Origin of the sequence: Streptomyces sp. P9(2023), assembly GCF_032436795.1 — a bacterium.
GTDB lineage: Bacteria > Actinomycetota > Actinomycetes > Streptomycetales > Streptomycetaceae > Streptomyces.
In genome coordinates, this window is the sequence record NZ_JAUPWM010000748.1 from 1 (window position 1) to 246 (window position 246).

Genomic DNA, 246 nt, shown 5'->3' on the forward strand with positions numbered 1-246 from the left:
TGAATTATTGCGTCACCAAACCGGACTAGCCGAACTCCCATGGCAACCACTGTTAACCGGGCCAGAACAAGGTTATCGGCGTAAAGCGCGGATTGGCGTTTGGTTCGATAAAAAACAACGAAAGGTGGTGGTGGGTTTTCGGCAAGCGGCGAGTAAAGAACTGACGGCGATAGCACAATGTGCCGTATTAAGCCCGGTATTAGCACCGGTGTTTGCCGTATTACAGCAGGTGGTTGCAAAGCTGCC

The 246-nt window shown here is 51.6% G+C and carries 1 protein-coding gene; it reads left to right on the top strand.

What is annotated here, in order from left to right:
- On the top strand, positions 1-246 hold a 246-nt coding region (locus tag Q5762_RS39315; protein WP_315897116.1), incomplete at both ends, for a hypothetical protein.